The sequence below is a fragment of the Frankia sp. RB5 genome (genome assembly GCF_059816245.1).
In genome coordinates this window covers 18,327-45,123 of record NZ_JCBATA010000002.1, presented here as the reverse complement: position 1 = coordinate 45,123, position 26,797 = coordinate 18,327, and the positions used below count along the sequence as shown (strand labels likewise).

General features: G+C 74.1%; 20 protein-coding genes. 6 read left to right on the top strand and 14 right to left on the bottom strand.

Going from position 1 to position 26,797, the window contains the following annotated elements:
* Entirely contained in the window at positions 1-2,610 is a 2,610-nt protein-coding gene (locus AC6EXY_RS01260; RefSeq protein WP_101833112.1) for an ATP-binding cassette domain-containing protein, read from the bottom strand.
* A 123-nt stretch (positions 2,611-2,733) separates the two neighbouring features.
* Positions 2,734-3,462, bottom strand: a complete 729-nt coding sequence (locus AC6EXY_RS01255) for an Hsp20/alpha crystallin family protein (RefSeq protein ID WP_499818089.1) — start codon at positions 3,460-3,462, stop codon at positions 2,734-2,736.
* Between the two features lie 145 nt (positions 3,463-3,607).
* Between AC6EXY_RS01255 and AC6EXY_RS01250 the strand changes: the two genes are divergently transcribed.
* Positions 3,608-5,065: a hypothetical protein gene (locus tag AC6EXY_RS01250; protein WP_499818090.1), complete on the top strand. Its 1,458-nt coding sequence runs from the start codon at positions 3,608-3,610 to the stop codon at positions 5,063-5,065.
* On the opposite strand, the gene AC6EXY_RS01245 is transcribed toward AC6EXY_RS01250, so the two are convergent.
* A complete protein-coding gene (locus tag AC6EXY_RS01245) occupies positions 4,990-6,156 on the bottom strand; it encodes a hypothetical protein (protein ID WP_499818091.1) in 1,167 nt (388 codons plus the stop codon). The two genes, AC6EXY_RS01250 and AC6EXY_RS01245, sit on opposite strands and share 76 nt — an antisense overlap.
* A 134-nt stretch (positions 6,157-6,290) precedes the next feature.
* Here AC6EXY_RS01245 and AC6EXY_RS01240 point away from each other — a divergent pair, with 134 nt between their 5' ends.
* On the top strand, positions 6,291-6,887 hold the full coding sequence (locus tag AC6EXY_RS01240; protein ID WP_101833113.1) for a helix-turn-helix domain-containing protein: 597 nt from the start codon (positions 6,291-6,293) through the stop codon (positions 6,885-6,887).
* 40 nt (positions 6,888-6,927) lie between these two features.
* Here AC6EXY_RS01240 and AC6EXY_RS01235 read toward each other — a convergent pair whose 3' ends face one another.
* From AC6EXY_RS01235 to AC6EXY_RS01200, 8 genes are all read right to left on the bottom strand, one after another.
* Positions 6,928-8,127 (bottom strand): NAD(P)/FAD-dependent oxidoreductase, encoded by a 1,200-nt coding sequence (locus tag AC6EXY_RS01235; protein ID WP_101833114.1) that lies wholly within the window; start codon positions 8,125-8,127, stop codon positions 6,928-6,930.
* The gene (locus tag AC6EXY_RS01230; RefSeq protein WP_101833115.1) at positions 8,124-9,542 is read right to left on the bottom strand and encodes an FMN-binding glutamate synthase family protein; all 1,419 of its coding nucleotides are present in this window, start codon (positions 9,540-9,542) and stop codon (positions 8,124-8,126) included. The genes AC6EXY_RS01235 and AC6EXY_RS01230 overlap by 4 nt, the downstream gene beginning before the upstream one ends.
* A gap of 25 nt (positions 9,543-9,567) precedes the next feature.
* The gene (locus AC6EXY_RS01225) at positions 9,568-10,293 is read right to left on the bottom strand and encodes a GltB/FmdC/FwdC-like GXGXG domain-containing protein (protein ID WP_243407773.1); all 726 of its coding nucleotides are present in this window, start codon (positions 10,291-10,293) and stop codon (positions 9,568-9,570) included.
* Positions 10,281-11,123 carry a class II glutamine amidotransferase domain-containing protein gene (locus AC6EXY_RS01220; protein WP_499818092.1) on the bottom strand — a complete coding sequence of 281 codons (843 nt, stop codon included), beginning with the start codon at positions 11,121-11,123 and terminating at the stop codon, positions 10,281-10,283. Before AC6EXY_RS01220 ends, AC6EXY_RS01225 begins: the two co-directional genes overlap by 13 nt.
* Positions 11,124-11,201: 78 nt before the next feature.
* Complete coding sequence (gene glnT / locus AC6EXY_RS01215; protein ID WP_243407774.1) at positions 11,202-12,584, bottom strand: type III glutamate--ammonia ligase; 1,383 nt, start codon at positions 12,582-12,584, stop codon at positions 11,202-11,204.
* A 214-nt stretch (positions 12,585-12,798) separates the two neighbouring features.
* Positions 12,799-14,262 carry an MFS transporter gene (locus AC6EXY_RS01210; RefSeq protein ID WP_101833118.1) on the bottom strand — a complete coding sequence of 488 codons (1,464 nt, stop codon included), beginning with the start codon at positions 14,260-14,262 and terminating at the stop codon, positions 12,799-12,801.
* Positions 14,263-14,378: 116 nt separating this feature from the next.
* A complete protein-coding gene (locus AC6EXY_RS01205) occupies positions 14,379-15,257 on the bottom strand; it encodes a DUF1206 domain-containing protein (RefSeq protein WP_101833119.1) in 879 nt (292 codons plus the stop codon).
* 107 nt (positions 15,258-15,364) lie between these two features.
* A complete protein-coding gene (locus tag AC6EXY_RS01200) occupies positions 15,365-16,138 on the bottom strand; it encodes a RibD family protein (protein WP_101833120.1) in 774 nt (257 codons plus the stop codon).
* Positions 16,139-16,214: 76 nt separating this feature from the next.
* Between AC6EXY_RS01200 and AC6EXY_RS01195 the strand changes: the two genes are divergently transcribed.
* Complete coding sequence (locus AC6EXY_RS01195; protein ID WP_101833121.1) at positions 16,215-17,105, top strand: exodeoxyribonuclease III; 891 nt, start codon at positions 16,215-16,217, stop codon at positions 17,103-17,105.
* 106 nt (positions 17,106-17,211) lie between these two features.
* Here the strand turns inward: AC6EXY_RS01195 and AC6EXY_RS01190 are convergent, their stop codons facing one another.
* Positions 17,212-17,796 carry an Hsp20/alpha crystallin family protein gene (locus AC6EXY_RS01190; RefSeq protein ID WP_101833122.1) on the bottom strand — a complete coding sequence of 195 codons (585 nt, stop codon included), beginning with the start codon at positions 17,794-17,796 and terminating at the stop codon, positions 17,212-17,214.
* A 772-nt stretch (positions 17,797-18,568) separates the two neighbouring features.
* Between AC6EXY_RS01190 and AC6EXY_RS01185 the strand changes: the two genes are divergently transcribed.
* Complete coding sequence (locus tag AC6EXY_RS01185; RefSeq protein ID WP_101833123.1) at positions 18,569-21,436, top strand: non-ribosomal peptide synthetase; 2,868 nt, start codon at positions 18,569-18,571, stop codon at positions 21,434-21,436.
* Positions 21,437-21,588: 152 nt separating this feature from the next.
* Here AC6EXY_RS01185 and AC6EXY_RS01180 read toward each other — a convergent pair whose 3' ends face one another.
* Both AC6EXY_RS01180 and AC6EXY_RS01175 read right to left on the bottom strand, forming a co-directional pair.
* On the bottom strand, positions 21,589-22,293 hold the full coding sequence (locus tag AC6EXY_RS01180; RefSeq protein ID WP_101833124.1) for a DUF4230 domain-containing protein: 705 nt from the start codon (positions 22,291-22,293) through the stop codon (positions 21,589-21,591).
* 48 nt (positions 22,294-22,341) lie between these two features.
* Positions 22,342-24,177, bottom strand: coding sequence for a SpoIIE family protein phosphatase (locus AC6EXY_RS01175; protein ID WP_101833129.1), 1,836 nt, complete (start codon positions 24,175-24,177; stop codon positions 22,342-22,344).
* A 583-nt stretch (positions 24,178-24,760) separates the two neighbouring features.
* On the opposite strand from AC6EXY_RS01175, the gene AC6EXY_RS01170 reads away from it, so the two are divergent.
* Positions 24,761-25,918 (top strand): ABC transporter ATP-binding protein, encoded by a 1,158-nt coding sequence (locus AC6EXY_RS01170; RefSeq protein ID WP_101832203.1) that lies wholly within the window; start codon positions 24,761-24,763, stop codon positions 25,916-25,918.
* On the top strand, positions 25,915-26,700 hold the full coding sequence (locus AC6EXY_RS01165; RefSeq protein ID WP_101832204.1) for a DUF2705 family protein: 786 nt from the start codon (positions 25,915-25,917) through the stop codon (positions 26,698-26,700). The genes AC6EXY_RS01170 and AC6EXY_RS01165 overlap by 4 nt, the downstream gene beginning before the upstream one ends.
* Positions 26,701-26,797: the final 97 nt, after the last annotated feature.

Sequence of the window (26,797 nt, the reverse complement as noted above, 5' to 3'; positions counted from 1 at the left end):
TCAGCCCTGCTGGAGCGGCAGGCGGCCGGTAGGCGGCTGGGCCTGGGCGGACGGCGGGGCGCCACCGCCGGGTCCGCCGGACCCGCCCGCCGGAGCCGGCGCGGCGACCCGGGTGACCTTGGGTTCGATCCGGCGCAGCATCAGCGTGGTCAGCGCGAGCGCGACGACGCCGATGACGATCCCGAGCGTGATGTCGAGCGCCCAGATGCTCGCCCTGTGTTCCCAGAACCGGTCCGGCGGGTCGCTGCGCAGCGCCTTGTTGCCGAGCTTGCCGACGACGTTGAGATCGTCGGTGCTGGCGAGCGCGGCGAACCCCCACCGGGCCGGGGCCAGGTAGCTGATCTGTTCCAGGCCGATCCTGCCCGTCATGGACGTCAGGCCGCCGGAGAAGACCAGCTGACCCATGGTGACCAGGACCAGGATCGGCATCGCCTTGTCGGCGTTGTCGATCAGGGTGGACACGAACAGGCCGATCATCATCGACGCGAGCGCCGCGACGATCACCGCGACCAGGCATTCGAGCAGCGGCGAGCCGATCGCGACGGCCTCGGGCGGCGTGCGGCCGGTCACCGCGATGAGGGTGAACACCACGCACTGCGCGGTGGTGATCGCCGTCAACAGAATGATCTTCGAGCCGAGGTAGGCCGTGCGGGACAGGCCGATCGTCCGTTCTCGCCGGTAGATCGCGCGTTCCTTGACGATCTCGCGGACGGCGTTCGCCATGCCCATGAAGCACGCGCACAGCACGAGCACGACGAGGACCTTCGTCGCGTCCGCGTTCGGTGTCTGGGCCAGCGCGCCGAGGCCGTCCGGTGCTTTGAGCACCCGTGGGACGATGCCGAGAATGAACGGGTAGGCGATGATCAGCCGTAGGTAGGAGCGGTCGGCGAGGACGACCCGCCAGTAGCGCCTGGTCAGTGTCGCGAGCTGGGCGAGCACCGGTTGCTGGCGGACGCTGGGCAGCTCCGGTGGCGCCCTGCGCACGGCGGGCGCCACGACCGCCGAGGGTACGAAGAACTCCGACGCCCGGAAGCGGGCGGCCATCTGCGCGCCCGGGGTCGCCTCCAGCTCACGGAACACCGCGGCGAACTCGCGGAAGTCCTGCTTGCCGAAGAACCGCAGCGCGCCGTCGGCCGGCCCGAAGTAGGCGACATGGCCGCCGGGCGCGAGCACGAGGATGAAGTCGCACAGGTCCAGGAACAGCACGCTGTGGGTGACGACGATGACCGTGCGGCCGCTCTCGTCGGTGGACCCGGCGCCGCCGCCCTTGGCGAGGCCCTGCAGCGTCTCCATCACCGACTGGTCGTTGGCCGGGTCGAGGCCGGACGTCGGCTCGTCGAGGAAGAGCAGCGACGGGCGGGTGAGCAGCTCCAGCGCCACGCTGGTGCGCTTCTTCTGGCCGCCGGACAGGCGCGAGACGCGGGTGTCGGCGTGCGCGGACAGCCCGAGCTGCTGGATGACCTCCTCGACCCGGGCGCGCCGCTCGGCCGACGTGGTGTCGGCGGGGAAGCGCAGCTCCGAGCCGTACAGCAGCGCCTCGCGCACGGTGAGCTGGTCGTGCAGCGGGTCGGCCTGCGGGACGTAGCCGATGCGGCGGCGCAGTTCGTCGAATTCGCCGTAGAGGTCCCGCCCGGCGTAGCGGACCGAGCCGCGGTCAGCGGGGCGGAAACCGGTGAGCGCGTTGAGCAGCGTCGACTTGCCCGCGCCGCTGGGGCCGACGACGCCGAGCAGCGAGCGGCCGGGCAGCCGGAAGGTGATGTCGTGCATGAGCTGCTTGGCGCCGGCGATCACCGACAGATCCTGCACCTCGAAGGCGACGTCGCCAGAGTCGACGTACTCGACGAGCGAGCTGCCCTCGAGCTGGAACAGATGGTGCCCGATCGCGACGACGTCCCGCTGCATCACCGGCGCGCGGCCGACCCGGTGACCGTTGACGAACGTGCCGTTCGCGGACGCCAGGTCCACGAGCTCGACGCCACCGAGGGAGATGTGCAGCTCGGCGTGGTGCCGGGAGGCGAGCAGATCACCCACGGTGATCTCGTTGTCGCGGGAGCGGCCCAGCCGCATCCGGCCCGGTACCAGCGGGTGCACGCGGCGGCGGGCGTGCACGATCGCGCTCTGCGCCGTTGCCGGATCCAGCGCCATCGCGCCGGACGCGGGACCACCCGGCCCCTGCCCCGGCAGGGCGGCGCCCAGCGCGGTCGAGGGGTTCGCCGGCGAGGCTCCGGTCGGCGGCGAGGCGTAGGCGGCGAGGCCGTCGATGTCGATCGGCGCCGAGTCCGGGCCACGGGTGGGCGCCGTCGGCGGGATCGCCGGGCGGGCCGGCAGCAGTACCACCTCCGGGCCGTCGGCCGCGCCGAGGCGCAGCCGCAGCTCGCCCGCGACCTCCAGGCCGCCGACCCGGCGGCCGTCGCGCCACAGTCCGTTCGCGCTGATGTCCTCGACCCGCCAGCCGACCGGGGCGGGATGCAGCACCAGGTGCCGGCGGGACACCCGGCCGTCGTTGATGACGATGTCGGCGGAGCGGGCCCGGCCGATGACGGCAGGGGCGTCGCCGGTGAGCGTCACCTCCCCGGCCGGGGTGCGGACGTGGAGCGGGGTGCCAGGCACGAACAGTCTCCCTAGGTCGCCAGACGCACCATAGTGTGCCCGGCCACGGGCCATATTCCCGGCCCCTTCAGCCACATGTCCGGAACCCGACCGCTCACGCGGCGGTCCGCGACCCCCGGTCGATCAGCGCAACGCGCGCCCCCCGAAGCCGCGCTCGTCGCCTCGCGGCCCGTAGCCGGCATCGTCCCCCGCGTCATACCGGGCGCCCCCGCGGGCGGCGTCGCCGGCGTCCCCGCGGGCGGCATCGCCCGTCGTCATCGAGCCGTAGCCGGACGGCCGCGGGCCGGTGCGTCCCGCGGCCGGCGCCGCAGCGGAGGAATCCGTCGCCCCGCCGACCGCGGTCGCCTCCCGGTCGGCCCCACCGCCGGGGCCGGCCGCCGCGCCGGTGGCGATCTCGATGTGGCGGGGCTGGCTGCGGTGCGCCTTCGGCAGCGTCACCGTGAGCACGCCGTCGGTCAGCGTCGCCTCGACGCGGTCCGGGTCGACGTCGCCCGGCAGGGTGACGCGGTGCTCGAAGCTCCCGGTCCGCCGGGATCGGCGGCGCACGATCCCCGTCCGCTCCCGCTCGCGGACCTCGCCGGCGACGTGCAGCTCGCGCTCACGCAGATCGATGGACAGGTCGTCACGGCGCACCCCGGGCAGCTCCAGCTCGACGATGAAGGCGTCGTCGGTCTCCTCGACATCGACCGCCAGGCTCGTCCCGGCCAGCACCCCCAGCGGCCGACCCGCACCGCCGGCGACGTCCCCGAGCAGGCTGCCCATCCGGCTCCACACCTCCTCGATCTCCCGGAACGGGTCCCAGCGGGCGGGCGGGGCCGATCCCGCGGCGCCCTCGTGCATGGACAGCGTCATGTCGCCACCTCCATCATCACGGTCAACCATCAGCGCAAAGCGTGATTCTCTGCCTACACTGTGGTCAGTACCCGGGCGCTGTGGGACGGCAAACCGGTGGTATCCGTCACCATGGAGCGATGCATCCAGCGGGCGTGAGGCGGGCGTGAGGCAGCCTGGGAGGTCCGGCGCGACGCGCGCCGCCGCTGCCGACGGGCGCCCGGGCACGCCCCGTGGGCGTCGCTTCCAGCCGCACAGCCTGCCGACCAGGATCGGCGACGACCCGCACCAGGCCCGCTGGGCGGACGCGATGAAGACGGTGCTCAACCGGGAGCAGATCAGTCTGCCGATGCTCGCCGAACGGGTGGCGGCCGTCCTCGACCTGCGGGGCACGCACAAGCTGCGCCGCTGGCTCGGAAACGAGACGACGGTGCCGGCGCACGCGATCGGCGCGCTCGCGCGGGCGGTCGGCGCGCACGAGAGCGAGATGCTCGCCGCCTACGGACTGCACAGCCCGTCGATCGGGCGGCTGGTGCGCCGGGTGGAGGCGGCGCAGGAGCGGGAGCGGGCACTGCGGGCGCGCGCCGCCCAGGCGGACCGGGCCACCGGCGGCGCCCTGTTCGCGGTGGCGGCGGCGCGCGAGGGCCGGTGGGCGGTGACCGTGCGGCCGCACTGGCGAGGCCGGCGCCACCGCTGCCACTTCGCCGACCACGTGCTGCTCGAACGGGTCGACGCGATCAGCCTGCAGGCGGACGCCGAACGGGACTTCGCCGAGGAGTTCGAGCGCACCGGGGGCAGCTGGGACGTCGCGCCGGTGTCCGTGCGCGGGCTGCCCACCGGCCCGCTGCCGCCGGTGATCGTTCACCGGTTCACCGCGCCGCACGAGCCGACCGCCCACCACGCGCCGACCGACGCCTGCGGGGTCGGCGCGCAGGGGATCGTGGTCACCGGCCTGCAGTGGACCGGCTCCTACACCGTGGCGGCGCTGCTGGCCAGGGCGCTCGGCTGGGGCCTGGGCAGCTTCGCGCGCGACGCGCGGGCGGTGCACGGCGGCGCCCGGCTCGACTTCGCCCTGGCGGACGAGATCATGCGGGACTGGCTGCGCGCCCCCGACGAGACGCCCCGGCGGGTCTGGGCGCACGTGCTCACCGACCCGCCGACGCCGACCGCGCCGAGTGCCCGCCTGCTCGGAACGGCGCATCCGGACGTCCTCGTCATCGTGGTCGTGCCCGAGCCGGAACTCGTCGAGACCATCGCGGGCCTGTCGGCGAATTCGCCGGCCGAGTTCGCCGCCCGCGCGGCCCGCTGGGGCGAGCTGCTCGCGCCGCGTTCCCGTCTGCTGCACGTGACCGCCCGGGCCCCGCGCGCCGCGGACGGCTCGGTGCTCGGGGGCGGCGATCCCCGCTTCCTCGACGCCTACTTCGACTCGTCCGTCGACGCGGCGATGGACGCCCTGCGGCTGCTCGCCGGCGATCGCCCGCTGGGCGTGCTGGTCCCCGAGCAGGCGCGCCGGGAGGACCCGTTCGCCGCCCTCGTCGTCGCCGACGGTCAGGCCGCCAGTACGAGCAGATCGCCCAGCGCCGCTGACGCCTGCCCACCGGCGGCACCCGCGTCCCCGCGTTGATCGCCACCGCCACCCGCACCGCCCCTGCTATCGCCATCGCCATCGGCATCGGCATCGGCATCGGCACAGGCACCGCCGCCGGCACCGACAGCGGGACCGGCACCGGAACGCGGTCCGGTGGGTGCGGCGGCGTGGCACAGCACGGCGGCGAGGTCGGTGTCGCCGACGCCGGCCGCCGCCGGCCCGAACGCGCCGACCAGCGCGGCGCGCAGCGCGTGCACGCCGGCCTGACCCGTGCCGTGTAGACCGGCGGCCTGCGCCGCGAGCGCGGCCAGCCGGTAGGCGGCGATCCGCCGGTCGGCGCCCGCGCCGTCCGCCGCCGCGGAGAGGTCCGCCGCCGCGGAGGACGGCGGCGTGGGCGCCCACAGCGGCCGGGCCGGCTCCCGGCGCCCGCCACCCGACGCCGCGGCGCGGGCACCGACTCTCTCACCGGCGACGGGCCGCCCAGGGCCGTCGACGGGCACGTCCGCGCCGCGCAGGGCGCTGAACGGCAGCACCACGGGCGCCTTGTCGGCCAGCGGCCGGGCCAGGTAGCGCCGGTACCGCTCGGGCGAGGCAGCTTCGACGGCCCGGGTCACCCGCCGGATCCGGTCGGCCATCCGCGCCGGGGTGGTGCCGTACCGCTCGGCCCAGGCGCGCAGCGGCCACCCGGTGCCGGGCACGGCCGGAACGTCGCTGCCCAGCCACGTCATCAGGTGCGCCAGCAGCGCGCGGTCGGCCGGGTCCGGCAGGGCCCGACGCGCCCAGGCGGCGTCGGGAACGCGCTCGGGCCGCTGCTGCATGCCACTATCCCGCCGGCGCTCGCGGTGCAGATCGCCCAGGCTCGAGCGGACCACCCGGGTGAGGTAGCCGTGCGGGACCGCGCCACCGGCGCCCGGGCGGGTGCCGGGGCCCACCTCGACCAGCCGGGAGAGGACCCGTTCCAGCAGGGTGATGGCGTCGTCCAGGCAGCCCAGGTCACAGCAGCCCAGGACGCCGCCGCGGACCGCGCGGGCACCCTCGGGGCAGGGCAGGCCGCCATGGTGGGCCGAGCGGCGGGCCAGGGTGTCGTTGACGGCACGCACGGCCGCCGCGAACATCATCTGTTCCATATGCCCTCAGCGTGCCGGCCGCGGCGGGCCGGCGGACTCCCGCGGACTGCCGAGTTGGCCGGGTCGGACTGCAGAATCTGCCAGCCTGCCGACGGGCGCCCAGGGCCGCCGCCCGCACGCCCTACGCTGGAGCGGTGTCCAGCGTGCCGGGCGAGCAGGCCCTCGAACGGGTCATCGCCGCCCGGGTCCGCGAGTACCGGCTGGCCGCGGCGCTGTCGGTGGCGGAGCTCGCGCGCCGCTCGAAGCTGTCCAAGGCGATGCTCTCGAAGATCGAGAATGCCCAGACGTCCTGCAGTCTGTCCACCCTGAGCCGGCTCGCCGGCGGGCTCGGCGTGCCGGTCACGGCGCTGTTCCGCGGCGTCGACGACGAGCGGGAGGCGGTGTTCGTGCCCGCCGGGCACGGCGCGCGCATCCTGCGCCACGGCAACCGGGTCGGGCATCTCTACGAGCTGCTGGGCACGCTGCGCGGCGGGCACCGGCGGATGGAGCCGATGCTCGTCACCCTCAGCGAGCCCGCCGAGGTGTTCCCCCTGTTCCAGCACGAGGGCACCGAGTTCCTCTACCTGCTCGAGGGCGTGCTGGAGTACGGCCATGGGGAGGCCCGCTATCTGCTGCGCCCGGGTGACGCGCTGATGTTCGACGGCCTCGGGCCGCACGGGCCCGTCCGCCTGATCGAGCTGCCGATCCGGTTCCTGTCCATCACCGCCTACGGCTCCCACGACGGGCCGTGACGACGCACGGCTCGTCCTCTCGACCCGTCCGGTTGGTCGGCTAGCGCATCTGGCCGGCGCCGACGTAGGGGTGCGGGCTGACCAGCGGGTCGTTCTCCGCGAAGCGGGACAGCCGGAAGTCCGCGGCGGGGATCAGCGGATGGCTCGACTCCCCGTCGACGACGAGGTCGGCGACGAGCTCCCCGACCGCCACCGAGATCTTGAAGCCGTGCCCGCTGAACCCGGCCGCGACGACGAGCCCGTCGACCGACGTCGTCGAGATGATCGGGTTGTAGTCGGGGGTGACGTCGTAGCAGCCCGCGTAGGACGACGACAGCGCCACGTCCGGCAGGCCGGGGAAGCGGTGGGCGAAGCGGCCGACGGCCAGCTCGGTGTACTCGGGATCGGCGCTCTGGCGGAACGCGTCGGGGTCCACCCACTGGGGCCGGCTGTGATCGCTGTTGCCGACGAGCAGCTCGCCGGACCGTTCCGGGCGCACGTACTGCAGGGAGACCAGATCGGACAGCACTGGCCGGCCGATGATCGGCGCGCCGGGCGAGACCAGCAGGATCTGTTCGCGCTGCGCCCGCACCGGCAGCTCGACGCCGACCCCGGCGGCCAGCGCCGCCGACCAGACGCCGGCCGCGAGCACCACCGTGCCGGCCGCGACCTGGCCGCCGTCGGCGAGTTCCACCCCGACGGCCCGGTCCCCGGCGGTGACGATGCGGGTGACGGCCGCGCCCTGGCGGACCCGGACACCGCCGCGGCGGGCGGCGGCCAGGTAGGCGTGGCAGGTCCGGTAGGCGTCGCCGTAGCCGCCGCGCGGCTCGTAGGCGAACGCGGCGAAGTCACCGAGTTCCGCCTCCGGCCACAGCTGCGCGACCTCCTCCGGGTCGGCGAGGCGGGTGTCGACGCCCACCTCGGCGGCGGCCGCGACGTTGGCCGCGAGCGCCGCCGCGTCCCGTGGCCCCACCCCGACCAGGTAGCCGACCGGCTCGAAGCCGACCCCGCCGGCGACGCCGAGAATCTCCGCGGCGTGGGTGAACAGCTGGACGCCGCACCAGGCCATCGCCGCGAGCGAGCGCACCCCGTAGTGGCAGCGGACGATGCCGCTGGAGCGGCCCGTCCCGCCGGAGCCCACCGACGCCCGCTCCAGCACCAGGACGTCGCAGACGCCCCGGCAGGTCAGTGCCCAGGCCGTCGCGGCCCCTTCGATGCCGCCGCCGACGATGACCACCTCGGCGGTCGTGGTCCCGCTCACCGGCCCGGGATCCAGTCGGTTCCGGCGAGCGGCACGCGGGCCATGGCGGCCGCCTCGACGGTGAGCGCGACGAGGTCCTCGGGTTCGAGCCGGTGCACGTCGCTCTTGCCGCAGGCCCGGGCGAGCATCGTCGTCTCCATCGCCAGTGCCCGCAGGTAGTTGGCCACCCGGGTGGCGCCGAGGACCGGGTCGAGCCGGGCGGCGAGCGTGTCGTCCTGGGTGGTGACGCCGACCGGGCAGCGTCCGGTGTGGCAGTGCACGCAGTGGCCGGGTGCCGTGCCGAGGGCCGCGTACTCCGCGGACACGTCGACCTCGACGTATGCGCTGTCGCTGGCGCCGGTGGGGGCGGAGTCCGGAGGTGGGACGGGTCGGCGGCGGTAGGTGGGGGCGTTGCAGCCGAGCGCGACGAGGGGTGCGACGCCGAGGGAGACGGCGTCCGCGCCGAGGGCGAGCGCCTTGGCGACGTCGGCGCCGGTGCGGATGCCCCCGGAGACGATCAGGCCGACGTCGGTGGTGAGCCCGAGGTCGGCCAGCGCGTCGCCGGCGAGGCGGACGGCGGCCAGCGTCGGGATGCCGGTGTGCTCGATGAACGCGTCCTGGGTGGCGCCGGTGCCGCCCTGCATGCCGTCGACGACGACGACGTCCGCCCCGGCGGCGACGGCCAGGCGCACGTCGTGGTCGACCCGGGTGGCGCCGACCTTGACGTACACCGGGATCTGCCAGTCAGTGACCTCGCGGATCTCCTCGATCTTGATCTTCAGGTCGTCGGGGCCGGTCCAGTCGGGGTGGCGGCTCGCCGAGCGCTGGTCGACGCCCTCGGGCAGGGTGCGCATCCCCGCCACCCGCGCGCCGACCTTCTGCCCGAGCAGCATCCCCCCGCCGCCGGGCTTCGCGCCCTGCCCCAGCACGATCTCCACCGCGTCGGCGGCGCGCAGGTCGGTCGGGTTGAAGCCGTAGCGCGACGGCAGGCACTGGTAGACGAGGGTGCGCGACGCCGAGCGCTCCTCCGGCGTCATCCCGCCGTCGCCGGTCGTCGTGGACGTGCCGACCATCGACGCGGCCCGGCCGAGCGCCTCCTTCGCGTTCGCCGACAGCGAGCCGAACGACATGCCGGCGATGGTGATCGGGATGTCGAGCACCACCGGGCGGGCGGCGCGGCGTGCCCCGAACACCGTCCGCGTGTCGCAGCGTTCCCGGTAGCCCTCCAGCGGGTAGCGCGAGGCGCTGGCGGTCAGCAGTAGCAGGTCGTCGAAGTCGGGGACGGCGCGGCGCGCTCCCCAGCCACGAATCGGGTAGCGGCCCAGCTCCGCCCGTTCCCGGATGCCGGCGAGCACGTCCGGGCCGAAGGTGTGGTGGGCGGGGGGCGCCTCGGCGGCGAGCCGGCCGGGGTCGATCAGGTCGGGGCGGTGCGTCATCGTCGGCTCCCGTCAGTAGGCGCCGTCAGTAGGCGCCGTGGTGGGCGGTGTCGAAGTGGTAGAGGGAGCGGACGGAGGCGACCCGGGTGACGTTCTGCGGGTCGACGTGGTCGAAGCCGGCGGCCGCGGCCAGCGCGCCCGCGGCCGCCACGTCGGCCTCGGTGAGGTCCTCGACCCGGGCGTCGGTGCCGAGGCCGCGGATCCGGCCGGCGACGTAGATCACCGCCTCGTACAGGGAGTCGCCGAGCGCCTCGCCGGCGTCGCCGCCGACGAGGATCGTCCCGGCCTGGGCGAGGAACGCGCACGAGCGCCCCACGTCACCGGCGACGGCGAGCTGCCCGCCCTTGAGCGAGATCCCGGCGCGCAGCGACGCGTCCCCCTCGACGACGACGAGACCGCCGTGCGCCGACGCGGCGGCGCTCTGGCTCGCCGCGCCGCGCACCCGCACCGTGCCGGACATCAGGTTCTCCCCGACGCCCCAGCCGGCCGGGCCGTCGACGTCGACCTCGGCGGCGGCGCCGAGCCCACCGACGTAGTAGCCGGCGGGCCCCGCGATGCGCACGTGCACCGCCCGGGTGAGGCCGACGGCCAGGTTGTGCCGCCCGGCCGGGTTGTCGAGGCGGGCACGGGCGCCGTCCGGCAGGGAACGCAGGGCGGCGTTCGCCTCGCGTGTCGACATCGCGGCCAGGTCGAGCACGATCTCGTCGCGGGCCTCGTCCACCACGGCGGTGGTGCCGCTCAGCTCGCCCACAGGTAGACCTCCTCGGGCTCGGGTTCGAAGACGACGGCGTCGGCGAGGCCGGGCAGGCCGAGCAGCGCCTGGTACTCGGACACGACGGCCACCCAGTGGTCGGTCTCCGCGATGATCGCCGGCTTGCAGGCGATCGGGTCGCGCACGACGGCGAAGCTGTCCGCGGTGGTGACCGCGAGGGTGAAGAAGCCGTCGAAGGTGGTGGTGAGGCGGCGCAGCGCGGTGGTGAGGTCGTCGCCGGCGGCGCGGCGCGCGGCGAGCCAGTGCGCGGCGACCTCGGAGTCGTTGTCGGTCTCGGTGATGATGCCCATGCCCGCGAGGCGGCGACGGATCGTCGCGTGGTTCGCGAACGACCCGTTGTGGACGAGGCAGAGCCGCTCCTCGCCGGCCACGAACGGGTGGCAGTGCGCGGCGGTGACCGCGGACTCGGTCGCCATCCGGGTGTGGGCGAGGGCGCGCACCCCCGCCCGGCCCGCCAGGCCGATCCGCGCGGCGAACTCCTCCGGGTCACCGACCTCCCTGAACACCGTGAGGCCGGCCCCCGGTGCCGCCGGAACGCCCGGGACCGCCTGACCGGGAACGCCGGGAACGCCGGGAACGCCGGGAACGCCGGGAACATCGGGAACATCGGGAACATCGGGAACATCGGGAACATCGGGAACATCGGGAACATCGGGAACATCGGGAACATCGGGAACATCGTCGTGGATCGCGACGCCCGCCGAGTCCGGGCCGCGCCGCGCGACGCCGCGCAGCATGCCAGCCACCATGGCGCCAAGCCGCTCCCGATAGGTGTGGTCCTTCAGGTGCAGGCCCGCGATGCCGCACATGACGCCTCCCCTCGCCTCGCTTCCGTGCCGCCGGATCCCGTCCGCGCCCGCCGTCGCCGCCTCGATGCGGGACCCGGATCAGAACGCGGTCAGGTAGCGGTCGATCTCCCAGCCGCCCACCTGGCTGTGCCAGTCGAGGAACTCGGCGCGGCGGCGGGCGGCGTAGTAGGCGGGCACGTCGCCGCCCGCGCCCGCGGCCGCGAGCGCCCCGGTGATCACCGGATCGGCGACGAACGCCTCGACCGCGTGCAGCAGCGTCGGCGGCAGCTCGCCGCCGGCCGCTCCCGGCACGGGAGTCGTACCGATCCCCCCAGGCCGGCCCGGGCCGCCGACGGGACCGGGGTCGAGCTTCGCGTCGACGCCGTCCAGCCCGGCCGCGATCAGCCCGGCGATCGCCAGGTAGGGGTTGGCCGCCCCGTCGACGACGCGGATCTCCACCCGGTCGCCGTCGGGTACCCGCACCAGATGGGTGCGGTCATTGCCGCCGTAGGTGGCGCGGGTCGGCGTCCAGGTGGCGCCGGAGCTCGGCGTGGCCGCGCCCGTCCGCTTGAAGGAGTTCACCGTCGGGGTGAGCAGGGCGAGCAGCGCCGGCGCGTGGCCGAGCACGCCGCCGACGAAGCCGTAGGCCAGCTCCGACAGGCCGAGCCCGCGCGGATCGTCCGGGTCGGGGAACAGCGCCCGCTCCCCCGCCCACAGCGAGACGTGCAGGTGCATGCCGCTGCCGGTCAGGCCACTGAACGGCTTGGGCATGAAGGTGGCGACCATGCCGCGCCGCTCGGCGATCATCCGGACGAGGTAGCGGAAGGCGATGACCCGGTCGGCGGTGGTGAGCGCGTCGGCATGGGCGAAGTTCTGCTCGAACTGGCCGTTGCCGTCCTCGTGGTCGTTGGCGTAGTTGTCCCAGCCGAGCGTGTTGAGCGCCGTGGAGACGTCGGTGAGATGTTCGTACATGCGGGTCAGGTCGCGGGCGTCGTAGCAGGGCCTGGCGGAGCGGTCCGCAGCGTCCGCGGGGACGATCGTGCCGTCGTCGCGCCGCTCGACGAGGAAGTACTCGCACTCGGCGCCCACCCGCAGCGACCTTCCCTCGGTCGCGAGCCGCTCGCACATCCGGCGCAGGATGATCCGCGGCGCGTACGGCCACGGTTCACCCTCGACATGCGGGTCGCACTGCACCATCGCCAGTCCCGGGCGGACGAACGGCAGCGCGACGTAGGAGTCCGGATCGGGCCTCGCGATGAGGTCCGGGTCGCTCGGGACCTGCCCGGTGCCGCCGGCCGCGAACCCTGCGAAGCCGACGCCGTCGGTCTGGGCGCGGTCGAGCGCCGCTGCCGGGACGAGCTTCGCGCACGGCTTGCCGTCCAGGTCGACGAAGGTCGCCAGCACGAACGACGTGCCGTCGGCCGCCGCCCGCTCGGCCAGCGACGCGCCCGACGCCGTCTCGGTCACGGTGCTCTCGATCACGGTCCGCCACCCCCGCCCGCGAGGTCTCACCACAGGAGCCATCGTCAACTGGCATTCGACGAGAACCCGATGACGCCGGAACGGCACCGCCGTAACGATCCAGTAACGACCGGTTCGGGCTGCCCGGCCCACGTCCTTGGCCACCCCCGCCGCTGCCCGCCCCGTCCACCGGCGCCCCGTCCGGCGGGACCTCGCGACGACCCGCCGATTCCGCTCAGACGGGTCGGTCCTCGATGGACTGGGCCGGCGAGCCCTCCTCGGCGGACAGCGCGCGCGGTTCCCGTGCTTCGGGCACGACCGCGGTGGATGCGCCGCCGTCCTGGTCGCCCGCGGGCGAGCCCTCCCGTTCCCGCTCCCGTTCCCGCTCCCTTTCGTGGGCGCGGGTGAGCGCGGCGCGGGCGTCGTAGCGGACCAGCGCCGGCACCGCCACGCACGAGACGGCCAGCGCGCCGATGCAGGCCAGGCCACCGCTGACCACGGAGAAACCCGGCGAGACCGCGGCCGCGGCACCGCCGGCCTCCAGGTCGCCGAGCCGTGGGCCACCCGTGACCACCACCAGGAACACGCCCTGCAGGCGGCCGCGCATCTCGTCGGGGGTGGTGACGTTGAGGATCGCGTTGCGCAGGATCGCACTGACCATGTCGGCGGCCCCGGCCAGCGCGAGCAGCAGCAGGCCGGCGGCCAGGGTGTGCACCAGCCCGAACCCGGCGATCGCCCCGCCCCACAGGGCGATCGCGACGACGACGGCGACGCCCTGCCGGCGGATCTCGCCGAGGGGGCGCGACAGCCCGGCGGCGATCAGCGAGCCGACCGCGACCGCGGAGAACATGGCGCCCGCGGTGGTACTGCCGCCGTGGAAGTGGGTCTCGGCGAGTTCCGGGAACAGTGCCCGCGGCATCCCGAAGACCATCGCGATGATGTCGACGACGAACGTCATCAGCAGCACCTTCTGACCGCGCAGGAACCGCAGCCCCTCCCCCACGCTGGCCACGCCGGCGGCACGCCCACCGCCCGCCGGCGGCATCGCCGCGAGCCGGGCCAGCCCGTACAGCGGGGCGGCGAAGGTCGCGAGGTCCACCGTGTAGGCGCAGGAGAAGCCGCCGACGGCCACCGCGAGGCCGGCGATCATCGGCCCGCCGACCTGGGCGATCGTCCCGCCGATCTGGGACAGCGCGGACGCGGCCGGCAGGCTCTCCAGCGGGACGAGGCTCGGGGCCATCGCGCGCCGCGCCGGCTGGTCGATGGCGACCAGCGCGGACTGGGCGGCGACAAGGCAGAACAGCGGCCAGACGACGGTGTCGACGCCGCCCGTCGCCGTCAGCGCGAGAAACGCCAGTGAGATGGCCGCGAGTCCGCCGGAGGTGAGGATCGCGAGACGCCGGCGGTCGACCGCGTCCACGATCGCCCCGCCGAACAGACCGCCGACGACCAGCGGGACCAGGCCGACCACGCCGACGAGGCCGACCTGGAACGACGAGCGGGTGACGGCGAAGACCTGCAGCAGCACCGCGGTGGCGGTGATCTGGGAGCCGAGGGACGAGATCGTCTCCCCCAGCCACAGCCGGCGGTAGGCCGGATGGTCCCGCAGCGGCGAGACGTCGGCGAGCAGCCGGGCCGCTCGGGACGGCCGCGCGGCCTGGGCCTCCTGCGACGGGCGGGCGCTGACCGACCGCCGCATCGTGCCCCCTCCGCGCTGGCCGCCGACGCCCGTTCACCCGAGGCCCGGGCGTGCCCCAGCACGACGGGCAGGGTGCACGCTACCCGCGGATGGCCGCCCGGGCGGGGCTTCGCCGGTCAGAGCCGGCGATAACGGGCCTCGAAGAAGGAGTAGACGCCGAACAGCGCCAGGCCGAGCGCGCACAGGGCGAGCAGCCACTGGCCGTACGCCTGCCCGGCGAGTGTCCTGAGCGTGCCGTCGAGGCCCTTGGCCTCCTGCGGATCGAACTCGATCGCGGCCTTGGTCACGAACACGCCGACCAGCCCGAACACGACGCCCCGCACGACATACCCGACCGTGCCCGCGGGCTTCGCGATCCGCCGCGCGAACGGGCCCATCCGCCCGGTCTTCAGCTTCTCCTCGAACTTGCGCTTCACCCCGCGGACGATCATCCCGACGCCGATCCCGATGACGACGAGGCCGACGAAGCCGACCAGAACGCGGCCGGTGTCGTTGCGCATGACCCGCGCGGTCCACGGCGCCGGCTCACTGGAGCCCCCGCCGCCGGAGGTGAGGAAGCTGATGGTGCTGCCGGCGATCGCCAGGTAGACCACGCCGCGTCCGGCGGAGACCAGCCGCTTGGCGGTGCGCTTCTTCTGGTCCGACTCGCCCTGCTCGCCGACGGCCGCGTCCAGCAGCCGCCAGATCGCGTAGCCGAGGAAGCCGACGACAAGGATCACGAGCACCACGGACCCGAACGGCTTGTCCTTGATCTGGCCGAGAGCGCCCGACCGGTTCGTCTGCGCGTTGCTCAGCCCGAAGGCGACCTCGACGGCGAGCACGCCGATGAGGAGGTAGACCAGGCCGCGCCCGGCCAGCCCGATCCGGGCGGCGATGTCGAGCGACCTGCTGTGCCGCGCCTCGCGGGCGGCACCCTTGGCCCCGCCCGCGCTCGGCCCGCGCCCGCCGCTCACGGCGTGCCGAAACCGGCCGCCCGTCTGCACCGTCACTGCCATCAACTCCTCGCCGCCACCGGACCGGATTGATCCGGATGAGGCGATGCCCGTGATGGCGGTGAGAAAACCCGGTCGCTCCTGGTTCGGCCGGGCCTGTGACCCGCAGGTCAGGTCCCTGATTCGGCCAGCAGGTATCGGAGCAGGACCACGTCGTCGAGCTGGCGGACCTCCGCGAGCCGCAGGGGCGCGCGGACTCCCTGCGGGTAGTCGCCGGGCGCCACGAAGGTGGGCGCCTCGGCCACGCCGACGAAGAACGGAGCGACGACGAGGTGCAGCTCGTCGACAACGCCGGCGGTGAGAAACGCGGTGTGCACGGAGGTGCCGCCCTCCACGAGCAGCCGGCGCACACCCCGGCGGGCGAGGTCGGCGAGCACGTCGGCCACGGCGAGCCGCGGCCGGGCTGGCAGGTCGACGACGGTCACCGACGCCCTGCCGCCGGCGGTCGCCACAGCGCCCCGGCCCGCCCAGGGACTCTCCGCCGGTCCGCCGACGGCATGCCGGTAGAGGAGCACCTCACCCGGGTCGGCGGTGAACAGCCGCGCGGCCGGATCGAGGTCGGCCGCGCCGGAGAGCACGACCCGCAGCGGGGTCGGCGGCCTGCCGGCGGCCACCCGGGCGGCGCGGCGATGCTCGGCACGCACCACGAGGCGCGGGTCGTCGCGGCGCACCGTGGCCGCCCCGACGAGGATCGCGTCGCAGCCGGCGCGCACCTCGTCGACCCGGTCGAGGTCGGCCGGGCCGGACAGCATCAGCCGCTCGTCGGAACAGTCGTCGATCCGTCCGTCGAGCGACATCGCGCAGCTGCACAGGACGTAGGGGCGCTCCGCTACCGCTGGGGTCCGCACGGCGGCCCGCAGGCGTGGGTCCACAGCTCGCAGCATCGCATGTCGGGTCCTCTCGGTACCTCGTGGTGTCCTCGGCGCGGGCCTGTCGGAGCGCGGTACTACCGTCACACCTGTGCGGATCGCGACCTGGAACATCAACTCCGCGAAGGCCCGCCAGGCCCGGCTGATCGAGTGGCTGGACCGGGCGGCGCCGGACGTGGTGTGCCTGCAGGAGACCAAGCTCTCGGACGACGCGTTCCTCGAGCTGTTCGACGAGGATCTGTTCCGCCGTGGCTACCGGATCGCCCACCATGGCGACGGGCGGTGGAACGGGGTCGCGATCCTGTCGCGCGGCAGCCTCGACAACGTCGTGCGCGGCCTGCCCGGCGGGCCGGGATTCCCGGGGCCGGAGCCACGCGCCATCGCCGCGACGTGTGACGGCATCCGGGTGTGGTCCCTGTACGTGCCGAACGGCCGCACGGTGGACGACCCGCACTACGCCTACAAGCTGACCTGGCTGGCGGCTCTGCGCGATGTGGTCGTGGCGGAGTCGGCCCGGGGACCGCTGATGACGCTGGGCGACTTCAACATCGCTCCCACCGATGCGGACGTGTGGGACGTCGCCCAGTTCGAGGGAGCCACCCACGTCACCCCGGCGGAACGCTCCGCCCTCGCGGCACTGGTCGACGCCGGCCTCACCGACGTCCTTCGGGCTCGCTGGCCCGACGACGTCGTCTACACGTACTGGGACTACCGGCAGCTCTGCTTCCCGAAGAACTACGGGATGCGCATCGACCTCACGCTGGCGACGGCGGACGTGGCGGAACGGGTTTGTGCCGTGTGGGTGGACCGGGCGGCTCGCAAGGGCACCGGCACCAGCGACCACGCCCCGGTCGTCGTCGACCTGGACACGGCTCCCGACGGCGACGTCGGCCCCATGGTGCCGCCGCCGTCCAGTCGTGGTTCCTCCAGCCGGGGATCGTCGGGCCGCTCGACATCCAGCGACTCACTGCGCCAGCGCTGAACCGGCATCAGGTCCGGGCCGGCTGTCGGGTCCAGGCCGCGGCCGGCCCGGACCCGATCCGCCGGATGCCCGTCGGAACGCCCCGCCGACGTCCCGATCCGCGGGCTCACGCGGAGGGAGTGGCCTCGGCGGAGCTTGCGGCGTCGTTGCGCCCAGGCGCCGACTCCGTGGCCGCGGGCGCCGGGGCGTCGCCAGACCGCACAGGCGCGACCTCGGGGATCGCGCCGTCACGCGCGGGGGTCACGGCGATCCTGGTGGCCTTGGGCTCCACCGCCGCGCCCGCGAGCCGGACGCTTAGCACGCCCCGCTCGTAGCCGGCGGAGATCCGCGCGGCGTCGACCCGCTCGGGGAGCCGGAACTCGCGACGGAAGCCGCCGCTCCACCGCTCGCGGTGCACCCGCCCGCCGCGCGCCTCCTCACGCTGCCCGCCGCGCTGACCGCGGACCACCAGACGGCCCCGGTCGATCTCCACGACGACGTCACGCTCGACGTCGACGCCGGGCAGCTCCAGGTTGATCACCACGTCCTCGCCGTCGGCCACGACGTCGGCGGACGGGACGGCGAGCTCCGCGTCCTGCGCACGAGTGGCGAGCGCCGGGCGGCGCGTCCCCCACGCACGTCGGACGATCTCGTCGAACTCCCGGTCCATCCGGCCCAGCGCGGCGAACGGGTCCCACAGGTAGGTAGCCACAGCGATCTCCCTCTATGTGCTCAGTAGTTCGGAACTCCGACCGGACGCGCCACCCACAGGGCCCGCAGGTCGACCTGCGCCGACCACCCTGTGGCTTGCAACCTCCTGTCGTTCACAGTTCATGAGTCTAGGCCACTCAACCTTGCGAAGGCAAGTCGCCTCAGCAGTCGTGCGGACAGGAGACGGCGATCACGCGGCGGCGAGGCAGGCGGCGCGTCCACGGCGACGCCTGGCGGAGGAGATAGTCGCGGGCACGACACGCGGGCGGGGGGTGCGTACGCCGGACACGAGCCCGGCCAGGCCGGAATGGCACCGTTCGGACCTCGAAGTCGGCGGCCGATCACGGTAAAAGACGCCGTACCCAGGTAATCATCGGCGGGGATACCCGCCGATGATTACCGGCCGACAAACCGGCATGCCGGGCGGGCTACAAGGGGTGGCGATAAGTCAGCCACACCATCGTGGTATAAAGTTCCACGCTACACGGAACTGGATGCTGGGGAGGCAGTTCGTGTACATCGAGCGAACGGTCGCCGCGCCGCGCCCGCCGTCGGTAAGAGGAGATCACCTCGCCCGGCCCACTTCTGCCAGGCGGCGACCCGCCCGCGGTCGCGCCTGCCCGTCGCCTCGCCGGCGACCCAGCAGAGCGTGCCGGGTGCTTCGCTGCCTGGTCGCGCACGACTGACGAGCCGACGACCGGCGCGCCTCGTGACCGCCTGTCGCGGAGCGTCGCGCCGACAGCGCCGGCAGCACAGAGGACGAAGGAGCGGCATTGAACGAAAGCGATCGGCGCGCGGCTGTGGCGGTCGAGGCCCCCGCGGGCGGTGTTCCCCTTCCCGCGCTGGATCTCGACGATCTGCCCGCGTCCGTGGTCAGCCGGTTCCGCGAGGTGGCGACCCGGCTGCCGGACACCCCCGCGCTGGTGTCCCCGGGGGTGGCTATGACGTTCGCCGAGGCCGACCGGCGCACCGACGCCATCGCCGTGGCCATCCTGGGCCGCCTCGACGCGAGCGAGCTCGGCCCGGTCGCGACGCTGCTCCCGCACGGGGTCGCCGGGCTGCTGGGCCTGCTGGCCGCGATGAAGACGGGACGGCCCGTCGTCCCGCTCGACCCGATGGTGCCGGCGGAGCGGATGGCGCAGATCGTCCGCCAGGCCGGCTGCGTCGCCCTGCTCACCGACCTCGGGGACGCCGCCGTCGCCCGCTCCACGGTGGGCCTGCGCGCCGTCGGCGCCCAGGGTGCCGACGCCTCCGCGGTGGCCGAGATCAACCCCCGGCCGGTGCTCGACGCGCTCGGCGACGACGCCCCGCGCCTCGTCCTGGACCTGGCCTGCGCCGCCGGCGACGGAGCCGAGTGGATCGCGGCGAACGGGGCGGACGCCGTGTGGTGGCCGGAACCACGGCTCGACGAGCCGGCCTGCGTCGTGTTCACCTCGGGGTCCACCGGCACGCCCAAGGGCGTGGTCTGGAACCACGGGACCTTCCTCTGCGAGGCGTTCGCCGGCGCCGAGCGGCTCGGCTTCGCCCCGGGCGACCGGCTGGCGCTGGTGCTGCCGTACTCGTTCGCCGCCGGGATCACCGTGGTCGTGTTCGGGCTGCTCAACGGGGCGGGGCTGTACGCCTACGACCCGCGCGCGGCCGGTCTGCGCGGCCTCGGCGACTGGATCATCACGCAGAACCTCACCGCCCTGCAGACCACGCCGAGCCTGCTGCGGGCCCTCGTCGGCGCGCTCGAGGTGGACGAGGTACTGCCCGACCTGCGGCTCGTCACCACCTGCGGCGAGGCCGCGTACGGCCGCGACGTCGCCGCGCTGCGCGCGCACGTGCCCGCGACCTGCACCTACGTCAACTGGTCGGGCGCGTCGGAGATCGCCTCGCTGGGCTTCCACGAGATCGGGCCGAGAGCGCCGATCCCGCACGGCACGGTGCCCGCGGGCCTGCCCGCGCCCGGCAAGGAGGTGCTGCTGCGTCGGGAGGACGGCAGGGTGGCCGGGCCCGGTGAGTCCGGGGACGTCGAGGTGATCTCGGAGTTCCTGTCCGCCGGCTACTGGGACAACCCCGAGCTCACCGCGGAGCGGTTCCTCCCGCTGGCCGACGGGCGGACCAGCTGCCGCACCGGCGACCTCGGCCGGATCGAGCCGGACGGCACAGTCATCCTGCTCGGCCGCCGCGACGCCGCCGTGAAGATCCGCGGCTACCTCGTGGAGCCGAGCGAGGTCGAGGCGGCGCTGCTGCGCTCCCCGGAGATCGCGGAGGCCGTGGTCACCGCCGTCGCCGACGAGGACACCGCACAGCACCGTCTGATCGCCTACGTCGTGCCGGCCGTGAACGGGAACACGCTGTCCCCCGTGCGGATCCGGCGGGCGCTGCGCGAACGGCTACCGGTCTGGATGGTGCCCACCATGGTCGTCCCGCTGGCGGAGCTGCCCCGCAACGAGCGGGGCAAGATCGACCGGCGGGCCCTGCCTCCCCCGCCGGCGCGCACCATCTCGAAGCGTCCCCGGACGCAGTGGGAGATCGTCGTCGCCGACATCTGGACCCGCGTCCTGGACGTCGAGGAGGTCTTCGTCGGCGACGACTTCATGGAGCTCGGCGGCGACTCGCTGGCCGCGAACGAGCTGCTCACGCTCGTGCAGGAGAAGCTCGGCGTGTCGATGCCGTCGTCCGCGCTGGTGGACGCGCCCACGCTCGGCGCGTTCTCGCACGCGGTGTCGGTGGCCCAGCAGTCCGGGCCGCGCCACCCCACGGTCGTCCCGTTGCGCACCACGGGGTCGCGCCCGCCGCTGTTCTGCTTCGCGGGGGCCGGGGCGCTCGCCCTCGGCTTCCACTCGCTGGCCCGCCGGCTCGGCGACGACCAGCCCGTCTACGCGTTCCAGGCGCATGGCCTGGAACGGCGCGGCTTCCCGGACTGGAGCGTCGAGAAGACGGCGCGGCGCCACCTCGAGGTGATCCGGGTCCTCGCCCCGCGGGGCCCGTATCTGCTCGCCGGGCACTCGCTGGGTGGCCTGATCGCGATGGAGATCGCGCAGCAGCTCGCGGCGGTCGGCGAGGAGGTGGGCTTTCTGTCGATCATGGACACCTACCTGCCGTCCTCCCTGCGCATCGGCCCGAACGAGGACGGTGAGAACGCCCCCGCCGCCCAGGGTGTCGACGGCAGCGCCGTCACCGGCAGTGGCAGTGGCAGTGGGACCGGCAGTGGCAGTGGGACCGCGGGCGACAGCGCGCAGGAACACGCCCGCGGCTACCGCGGGCGGCTCGCCCGGTTCACCCAGCGGCTGCTGCCGGAGCAGCGGGCCAACTTCACCAACATGGCAACTCTCAAGAAAATGGTGCAGATTCCCCTGACCGGCGTGGTGCAGTTCGGGGGACTGGAGCAGTTCGATGTCTTCTTCAATCACGGCCGACTGCTCGAACGGTTTTACCGGCCCCGCCCGTGGGCCGGGCGCACGATTGTCTACCGCTCCGCGGAGAATCCCGACTCCGAGAATGCCTGGTCGACGTATCTGACCGGTAGCCATGACACCCACTACGTCCCGTGTGAGCATTTTTATCTGCTTCGCGAGCCGCATGTCATCAAGATCTCGGAGCATTTCCGGACCGAGATCGACAGGGTCGTCGCCGAGCAGGCGTCGCGAGGCTGAGCGTCGATGCCTCCGGTCCCGGCGGGGTGTGCTGAGCACACCCCGCCGGGAGGCACGTGCGGCCGAGGAGACGCCACGCCGCCCCGGCCGTGGGCCTGGCGCGCCGGCCCTGGGCCTGGGCCTGGACCGGCGTCGCGGGCGGGAGGGCCGGGTCAGCGGCGGTCGGCGGCGTAGGTGACCTGGACGTTGGTGAAGCCCAGGGCCCCGAGCAGGCCGCGCAGCATCGCGGTGGTGTTCTTCTTGCCCAGCTCGAGGACCTGGCCGTCGGTCTGGGCGGCCTGGGCCATCTTCGTCGAGGCCTTCTGGTAGAGCGCCTTGTCACTGCTGACGCCGCCGACCAGGCCGCCGACCCGGTCCAGCACCCCGCGCTGGCGGGCGACTACATAGCTGTGGTCGAGGTCGAGCTGCGGCTTGGACAGGGTCGGGTTCGGCAGCTCGATGCTCACCGAGCGGCGGTCCGGCGACACCTTGACGGCGCCGGCGTCCAGATGACCGAAGTCGACCATCGCGTCGACCGTGCCGACCCCGACGAACAGGGTGCGCTCACCCTTCAGCGCCGACGGCAGCCACTTCGTGTCCTGCTCCAGGTCGACGACGACCTCGAAGTGGGCGCCCGCGGCGTGGTACTGGCTGAGATCCTCCAGCGAGCGCAGCACCGCCGGGGAGCTGCGGTCGATCGTGCGCTGCGTGAACGGGTTGAGACTGGGTCGCCAGCCGGCCACCACCGCGACGAGGCCGACGACGAGCACGGCGAGCAGGATGGTGGCGATCAGCCGCAGCGGGCTGAAGCGGGAGACCAGGGCACGCGGGGACCGCGTGGAGCGGGTGGGCCGGTCCGTGCCGGACTCGTCGTTCATGGTGGGCGATGTACCCGAAAATCCCTGTGACCACGCTAGTAGTCGCCATCACGACGAACCGTCCGCGCTCTGGGGCGGCTGATCGGTGCGGGCGAGGATGATGGCCGTCCGGTCGTCGCCCTGCCGCCCCGGCGCGTGCCGGCGCACGGCGTCGAAGGCGTCGTCGAGCAGGGCCAGCGGAGTGCGGCCCGGGTCGCGCAGGATCTCCGCGATCAGCCGGTGCACACCGAACTGGCGGCCGTCGCCGTCGCGGGCCTCGACCAGCCCGTCGGTGTAGGCGATGAGCACGTCACCAGGGTCGAGGCGCAGGGTGCGGCTCTCCCAGGCACCAGGGCCGGTCAGCAGGCTGGACATCAACGGGCCCGTCGGCGGCAGCCGGACGATCTGCGCGGCCGCCGGCGCGGACGTGGATGGCGGCGCGGACGACGGCTCGGCGGGAGAAACCGGCCCGGACGGGGACTCCGACACGGGCGCCGACGCGGACGGGGATGGGGACGCTGGAACTGCGGGAGGCTCCGGCGCGGGCGACGGCCTCGGCGCCGACGGAGCCTCGGAGGCGGACGTGGACGCGGGCTCAGGCGCGGACGTGGACGCGGGCTCAGGCGCGGACGCGGGCGTGGCGGGAGGGGCGGCCGCGGAGGTCGTCCGCTCAGGCCACGCCGCACCGGCCCGGCGCAGCAGCAGGACGTCGGGGTGGCCCGCGTTGACGTAGGTGAGTTCGCCGCTGCCGGGGTCGACGATGGAGATGATCGCGGTGGCGAACATCTCCTCGGTGTCGCCGAGGTTCTCGACGACCCATTCCACGGCGATGGCGGGCGTGGCACCGGTGGACAGCGCGGCGTCTAGGAGCTGCTTGAGCCGCAGGGCGAACACGCCGGCGGTGGCACCGTGGCCGGAGACGTCGCCGACGATCACCGCGACCCGGCCGTCCGGCAGGTCAAGGGCGTCGTACCAGTCACCGGCGAGCTCGCCCTGGGCGGGATCGACCCGGCCGTGCAGCATCACGCCCCGGGCGCGCAGTACCGAGGGGGTCAGCGCGTCGCGCAGCGCGATCACGGCCGGCCCCTGTTGGGCGAGCGCTTCCCAGGACCGCTCGTTCTGCCGGACGAGCCGGACGAGCTGGGCGCGCATCGTCTCGACGTCGGTGGCCAGGGCGACGATCTCGGCCGGGCCGACCGAGGGGATGCGCGTGTCGTAGCGCCCGGCGGCGACCGCGTTGACGGAGCGCTGCAGGGCGCCGATCGGGCGCAGCAGCCAGCGCCGGGACACGATCATGACCGTCACGAGCACGCCGAGGATGACGGCCATCGCGCTGACCAGCGAGCTCAGCAGCAGCACCGCGGCGTTCTCGACCCGGTTGGACGCCTCGGTCTGCTCGCGGTCGATCTGGCCGGCGAGCCCGGCGACCTGGCGGCGCAGCTCGTCGAAGTCCTCGCGGGCGCTGGAGCGGACGATCGACGAGGCGCGGGCGACGTCCCCGCGGGCCATCGCGGCGAGTTCCGGCTGGACGACCTCGCTGCGCCAGGTGCGATACGCCTCGCCGACCTTGTCGTGCTGTGCACGCAGGTCGGGGAACTGGGCCAGCAGGTCGGCGAGGCGGGCGTCCAGGCCCGGCAGCTCCCGGTCGGAGGCATGAAAGGGGGCGAGGAAGCCGCGGTCGCGGGTGACGATGTAGCCGCGCAGGGCGCTTTCCTGGTCCACGTAGGCGGCGAGGAGCAGCGCCGTGGTGGTCGCCGCCGGGTCGAGATGGCGGCCCCGCTCGCCCGCGGCATGCCGCGATCGCAGCGCCGAGAAGACGGCGAGCACCAGCATCAGGATGACCGCGAGCCCGGCGAACAGGGTCAGCACCCGGATGCCTCGCCGGAGGCCAGCCGTCTCACCCACGTCAGGATTGTCGTCCACGACCTGCGGCGGACCAGGGGCGGGGGCGGGGGCGGGGGCGGGGGCGCCGGCCCGGATCCGCGACGCGGATCCGTCACCCGCCTCGGCCGCCGCGCGGACGCCCGGCGACCGGCCGGGACATGTCCGCCCAGCAAAGGTCAAATGAACCGACCGATCACAGTTCAGCCACTGTGCCGGAACCGTTCACCACCGCGTGGCCCGACAATCGGCGAAACCATCACCGCCACGCCGGAACGCCGGCTGTGGGCCGGTCGTTGGAAATCGTGGACGCGGCGCCCCTGACATGTGTCGGTGCCTGACTCGTCCGCACGCACCCCACGCTTCCCCGGCGATGTTCCCCGTCCCGGGCGATGTTCTTGTGCGGCGCCGAACCGTCCGTTCGCGCGTGTTTGCACCATGCTGCGCCCATAGCGCGAGCGCCCACGTGGTTCGGGCCGGCCAGGGTCGATCGTGGACTGGTGCGGGCATTCCACTGTTGCGGGCCCGCGCTGGCTCGGCGCCGTGTTTCGAGGTCATGGCGCCCGGCTGGGGCGGCACGACACTCGAGGTTGGGAGTACGACGACGATGACCTTCGGACCGTCCGCCGCTCAGGCGGATGCGGGCACGGCGCGCGCGCCCGCGGCCTGGGCGGGGGGCACGAGGAGCCTGGCCCGGTCCGACGCGGCGATCTGGACGCGCGGCCTGACGAAGAGCTACGGCCAGCGGCGCGCCGTCGACCACCTGGATCTGCAGGTGCCCCGCGGTGCGCTGTCCGGCTTCGTCGGGCCGAACGGCGCCGGCAAGTCGACGACCCTGCGGATGCTGCTGGGCCTGCTGCGGCCCACCGCCGGGCGCGGCCACGTCCTCGGCGAGCCCATCGGCCGGCCGGACCGTTACCTGCACCGCGTCGGTGCGATGATCGAGGGCCCGACGTTCCACCCCGGCCTGTCCGGCCGGCGCAACCTCGACCAGCTTGCCATCCTGCGCGGCCTCGGGGGCCGGCGCGGCCAGCTCCGCCGCCGTGTCGACGAGGTCCTGGCGCAGGTGGGCCTCGGCGACCGGGCGCAGGATCCGTTCGCGTCCTACTCCCTGGGCATGAAGCAGCGCCTCGGCATCGCCGCCGCCCTGCTGCCGAAGCCCAGCCTGCTGATCCTGGACGAGCCGACGAACGGCCTCGACCCGGCCGGCATCCGGGAGATCCGGGCGCTGCTCGGTCAGCTCGCCGGCGCCGGGATGACCGTGTTCGTCTCCAGCCATCTGCTCACCGAGGTGGAGCAGATCTGCGATCACCTGGTGATGCTCGACCGGGGCAGGATGCTCTTCCAGGGGCACGTCACCGAGCTGCTGGCGGCGGAGGATCCGCGCATCCACCTCGTTCCCGAGCATGACGGCGACGCCCGCCAGCTCGCCCGGATCCTCGACGAAGCCGGCCTGCGCGTCGAGATCGACATGCGCATCGGCCCCCCGGACGCCGTCGCCGCCCCCGAGCACCGTCCGGTGATCACCGTGCACGCGCCCGAGGTGCTGGCAGCCGATCTGAACCGGCTCGCGATGAGCGCCGGGATCGCACTGCGGTCGCTGCGCGCCCACCGGCCGAACCTCGAGGAGACGTTCCTGCGGGTCACCGGCGAGATCGACGGCGACCTCTCCCGCGCCGACGAGGTGCGCCCGGTGTCGGACGGCAGCGTCCCGCCGGTGGGCGCCGGCCTCGGCCCGGCTCAGAGCCGCGGAGGCGCCACGTGATCAACGCGTTCCGCGCCGAATGGGTGCCGCTGCTGCGCCCCCGGTTCGCCCTGGGCACGCTCGGCGCCGTGCTCGCCTGCTCCATCCTCGGCACGGTGCTGACGTTCTTCTCGGTCGGCCACAACGACTTCGACGGCGACCCCGTCACCGCCGCCGCGCTGTCCCACCCGACCGGTCTGGTGCAGGGCGCGCAGGCGGTGAGCATCCTGCTCGGCGTGGTGGCCCTGTCCGTCGTCGCCGCGGCCCTCGCCGGCGACCACAGCCACGGGACGCTGCGCAACCAGCTCGTCGCGCAGCCCCATCGGGCGCGGCTGCTCGTCGGGAAGCTCGTCGCGCTGGCCTTGTTCGTCGTCCTGGTGGTCGCGGTGGCGCTGCTCGCGTCGACGGCGTTGTCGTTCGCGCTCGCGCCGGTTGCCGGGGTGTCGACGTCGGCCTGGCTCACCGGCTCCGGCCTCGCCGCCCTGGGGTCCGGCTTCCTGAACCTCAGCGTCGGCTCCCTGGGCTACGCCGCCGTCGGTGCCCTGGCCGCGATCCTGCTCCGCGGCCCCGCCGCCGCGATCGCCGTGTCCCTCGCCTACGCCCTGCCGGTCGAGATGCTCATCTCCCGCATCTACCATCCCGCCCGCGACTGGCTCCCCGTCCAGCTCATGCAGGAGGTGGCCACCGGTGGCGCAACCTTCGACATGCCCTACTCCGCCGCGCTGCTGCGCGGCCTGCTCTACGCCGCCGTCATGCTCCTCGTGGCCATCCTCTTCTTCCAGCGCCGCGACATGACCTCCTGACGCCGCGCACCCGACGCTGCCGAGCACTGCCCCGGGGGCACGCCGGCCTGCCGCGGTCCCGGAAAATCCCTCGACGGGACAGTGCGGCTCTGGCATC

Coding starts and splice junctions, on each gene's coding strand:
- AC6EXY_RS01255 (WP_499818089.1), bottom strand. CDS start 3,462: ATGACGCTGTCCATGCACGAGGGCGCCGCGGGATCGGCCCCGCCCGCC.
- AC6EXY_RS01245 (WP_499818091.1), bottom strand. CDS start 6,156: ATGGAACAGATGATGTTCGCGGCGGCCGTGCGTGCCGTCAACGACACC.
- AC6EXY_RS01230 (WP_101833115.1), bottom strand. CDS start 9,542: ATGACGCACCGCCCCGACCTGATCGACCCCGGCCGGCTCGCCGCCGAG.
- AC6EXY_RS01220 (WP_499818092.1), bottom strand. CDS start 11,123: ATGTGCGGCATCGCGGGCCTGCACCTGAAGGACCACACCTATCGGGAG.
- AC6EXY_RS01210 (WP_101833118.1), bottom strand. CDS start 14,262: ATGCGGCGGTCGGTCAGCGCCCGCCCGTCGCAGGAGGCCCAGGCCGCG.
- AC6EXY_RS01205 (WP_101833119.1), bottom strand. CDS start 15,257: ATGGCAGTGACGGTGCAGACGGGCGGCCGGTTTCGGCACGCCGTGAGC.
- AC6EXY_RS01200 (WP_101833120.1), bottom strand. CDS start 16,138: ATGCTGCGAGCTGTGGACCCACGCCTGCGGGCCGCCGTGCGGACCCCA.
- AC6EXY_RS01180 (WP_101833124.1), bottom strand. CDS start 22,293: ATGAACGACGAGTCCGGCACGGACCGGCCCACCCGCTCCACGCGGTCC.
- AC6EXY_RS01170 (WP_101832203.1), top strand. CDS start 24,761: ATGACCTTCGGACCGTCCGCCGCTCAGGCGGATGCGGGCACGGCGCGC.